At 68.4% G+C, this 3,565-nt stretch carries 3 protein-coding genes; 2 read left to right on the forward strand and 1 reads right to left on the reverse strand.

Features of this window, described 5'->3' with window-relative positions:
• On the forward strand, positions 1 to 792 hold a 792-nt coding region (gene sepH / locus KZA10_RS09845; RefSeq protein ID WP_218682772.1), incomplete at its 5' end, for a septation protein SepH.
• Positions 793 to 824: 32 nt separating this feature from the next.
• Here the strand turns inward: sepH and KZA10_RS09850 are convergent.
• Positions 825 to 1,895 (reverse strand): alkaline phosphatase family protein, encoded by a 1,071-nt coding sequence (locus tag KZA10_RS09850; RefSeq protein WP_218682773.1) that lies wholly within the window; start codon positions 1,893 to 1,895, stop codon positions 825 to 827.
• A 95-nt stretch (positions 1,896 to 1,990) separates the two neighbouring features.
• On the opposite strand from KZA10_RS09850, the gene KZA10_RS09855 reads away from it, so the two are divergent.
• A complete protein-coding gene (locus KZA10_RS09855; RefSeq protein ID WP_374196567.1) occupies positions 1,991 to 3,529 on the forward strand; it encodes a DNA topoisomerase (ATP-hydrolyzing) subunit A in 1,539 nt (512 codons plus the stop codon).
• The last annotated feature ends 36 nt before the right edge of the window (positions 3,530 to 3,565 follow it).

The raw sequence follows: 3,565 nt of genomic DNA on the forward strand, positions 1-3,565 counted from the left end.
CCGGTCCTCGCCGAGCGCGAGCATGTGATCGGGCAGGCGCTCGCCGTTCCCGTGCTCATCGGCAGCGAGGTCGAACCCGATGCGCAGCCGACCTTCGGCGTCGCCGTGCGGGCCAAACTCGCCGAGATCGAGGCCACGTCCGAGCGTTGGGCGAGCTGGAAGGATGAGTCCGGCTGGATCATCAAGCTCGAGTTCACGGCCAACGACGTCGATCACGATGCGCGCTGGAGTTTCGACCCTCGCCGCAGCGCTCTCTCGCCGCTCAACGCCGACGCCACGCAGCTGTCGCGGCAGGGTTCGCTTCCTGAGGGCCTCATCCCCCGCCTGCGGGCCGTGGACGCCGACTGGATCACCTCGCCGTACAAGGACGAGAGCCGCTTCGACTCCGGCGCCTTCGGGCCACGCCTGCTGCCGGCGCCCGATGCGGAGATCGAGGACCCGTCGTTCCCTGAGCGCTCCGACGCCGCCGCGCAGGACGCGGCGATCAAGCGCGCGCCCGCAGCGCAGACAACGAGTCCGGAGACCGCCGATCTCCTGGAGGCGCTTCGTCGACGACGCGGCCAGCGGGAGACGGCGCCGCTGCTCGACGAGGTCGAGGACGCAGAGCGCCCCGAGCCGAGCCCGATCTCCCTGTTCGAGGCTCTGGAGCAGCCGGATGACGAGCCGGAGCCGCAGCAGCCTGCACCGCGTCCGTCAGGTTCGGACTCCGGTGATTCCAACGGCCGACGACGGCGCCGGAACGCGATGCCCTCCTGGGACGAGATCGTCTTCGGCGCCCGCACCGACGAGTGAGACCCGTCTGATCGCGGCTTCCGCGATCGGCGTCAGCGCGAGAACGCGCCGAGCCTGATCACCGGCACCTGCCGCTCCTCGGGTGTGAGCGCTCCGTGCTGACCGACCATCCCTCGTCCGCGCTGGTCGGCAGCCGTGCCGTCGTAGATGGCCCAGGTTCCGCGGGCGATCGCGAGCACATCGCCGATCCGCGACGAGGCCGCCTCGGTGACCGTCGGTCCGAAGAGCCCCGCGTGCACAGCTTCGTCACGGGTCACGACGTCGGCTACGCCTTCGAGGTCGGCGCGCCATCGTGCGGTCACCGCGGCGGCGTCCGCCTCGGGCTCCAGGTAGGCGTGCAGCATGCGCGGCTCTCCCCCGACGTGACGAATCCCCTCGAGGTGCGTCTCCTCCAGAACCACCTGTCGATTCGGCGCCACGTCGACCATCCCGTGATCCGATGTGACCACCACGCCGACGCCGGGGGGCACGCGTGTCGACAGGGCGGCGTCGACGTCCTCCAATGCAGCGACCCATTCCGCTGAGGCGATGCCGTGCTTGTGCCCGGCCTTGTCGACCTCGGGAAGATAGCAGTAGACGAGAGAGCCCGGATGAGTCTGCGCGAGCTCGTACGCCGCTTCGATGCGAGCGCGCGCTGTGGTCGCCGCGACGAACTCGGCCCCGCGGAGCGTTGCCTTGGTGAAACCGCTGTGGGCGTACCCGGCGAATCCGACGGCGAAACTCGCATGACCGCTGCGGGCCGCTCGCTCGAAGATCGTGGGCGCCGCTTGCCACGTGAGGGGATCGATCCCGTCGGTCTCCCAGCCGCTGAGCTGGTTCACGAGCACATCGCGGCTCGGATCGAGCACGCGATAGCCCACGAGACCGTGCTCCCCCGGCCACACGCCCGTGACGATGCTGGTGAGCGCCGCCGCCGTGGTGGAGGGGAACACCGACTGCGCGACGTCCTTCTTCGCCATCCCCGACGTCAGAGCCCGTGCGTGCCCGGCATGCCCGCGCAAACTGATCGCGCCGAGGCCGTCGATCACGACGAGGACCACCGAATCCGCGCGCGGCAGCACCTCGGACTCACCGCGCAGAGCGGCGAACAGGTCGTCCGCCACCCCGACGACACTCCGGGAACTCGGCGGCGCGGACGGTAGCATGAAGGACATCCGAGCCAGTCTGACACAGGCTCCCGTATGCCCTCAGGAAGTCCATGCCGAAAACCCCGCCGCCCGAGCCTGTCGAGGAGCGCATCCAGGACATCGACCTCTCCACCGAGATGCAGGGCTCGTTCCTCGAGTACGCATATTCGGTGATCTACTCGCGCGCCCTGCCCGACGCGCGCGATGGTCTGAAGCCCGTGCAACGCCGCATCCTCTACCAGATGGCGGAGATGGGCCTGCGCCCCGACCGCGGGCACGTCAAGAGCGCGCGCGTCGTCGGCGAGGTGATGGGAAAGCTGCACCCCCACGGCGACTCCGCGATCTACGACGCCCTGGTGCGCCTCGCTCAAGAGTGGGCCCTGCGCGTTCCCCTTGTCGACGGGCACGGAAACTTCGGATCCCTCGACGACGGACCCGCCGCGGCCCGCTACACCGAGGCACGGCTCGCCGCCGCTGCCCTGGCGCTCACCGAGAACCTCGACGAGGATGTCGTCGACTTCATCCCGAACTACGACGGTCAGTTCCAGCAGCCCGCCGTGCTGCCGGCGGCCTTCCCCAATCTCCTGGTCAACGGTGCGAGCGGTATCGCCGTGGGTATGGCCACCAACATGGCGCCGCACAACCTCATCGAGGTGGTCGCGGCGGCCACGCACCTGCTCGAGCACCCGGATGCGACCACCGAGGAGTTGATGGAGTTCGTTCCCGGTCCCGACTTCCCCTCTGGCGGAATCCTGATGGGACTCGACGGCGTCAAAGACGCCTACACGAACGGACGCGGGGCTCTGAAGGTCCGGGGCAAGACGTCGATCGAGCCTCTCGGTCCCCGACGCACCGGCATCATCGTGTCGGAGCTGCCGTACATGGTCGGTCCGGAACGACTGCTCGAGAAGATCCGCGACGCGGTGCAGGCGAAGAAGCTGCAGGGCATCAGCGACGTCACCGACCTCACCGACCGCAATCACGGGCTGCGCGTCGCGATCGGCATCAAGACCGGCTTCGACCCGAACGCGGTGCTCGAACAGCTCTACCGACTGACCCCGTTGGAAGACTCCTTCAGCATCAACAACGTCGCCCTGGTCGAGGGCCAGCCGCGCACGCTCGGCCTCAAGGAGATGCTGAGCGTCTACGTCGGCCACCGCCTCGAGGTCATCACCCGTCGCAGCCGCTACCGCCTGAAGCGTCGCGAGGAGCGTCTGCACCTCGTGGAGGGTCTGCTCATCGCGATCCTCGACATCGATGAGGTCATCCAGGTCATCCGCTCGTCCGACGACTCGGAGCAGGCCCGTGCGCGACTGCGATCGGTCTTCGACCTGAGCGAGCTCCAGGCGGAGTACATCCTCGAGCTGCGTCTGCGCCGCCTGACGAAGTTCTCCCGGATCGAGCTCGAGACCGAACGCGATGCGTTGCTGGCCGAGATCGCTGCTCTCCGCGAACTCCTCGGCAGCCCCGTGCTGCTGCGCGCCGCTGTGGCCAAGGAACTCGACGCCGCAGCCGAGGAACGAATGCTTCGACGTGGAACACCTGCCCCTGGTCGCGAATGCGTACGGCTGCGTCGGCAACCCAGGTCTGCTCACGAATCAGTTGCGTAATCATCTGGCCGAGCGGATGCGGGTGCTTGTCGTCGA

The sequence above is a fragment of the Microbacterium sp. BF1 genome (assembly GCF_019279095.1).
Classification (GTDB): domain Bacteria; phylum Actinomycetota; class Actinomycetes; order Actinomycetales; family Microbacteriaceae; genus Microbacterium; species Microbacterium maritypicum.

Coding starts and splice junctions, on each gene's coding strand:
- KZA10_RS09855 (WP_374196567.1), top strand. CDS start 1,991: ATGCCGAAAACCCCGCCGCCCGAGCCTGTCGAGGAGCGCATCCAGGAC.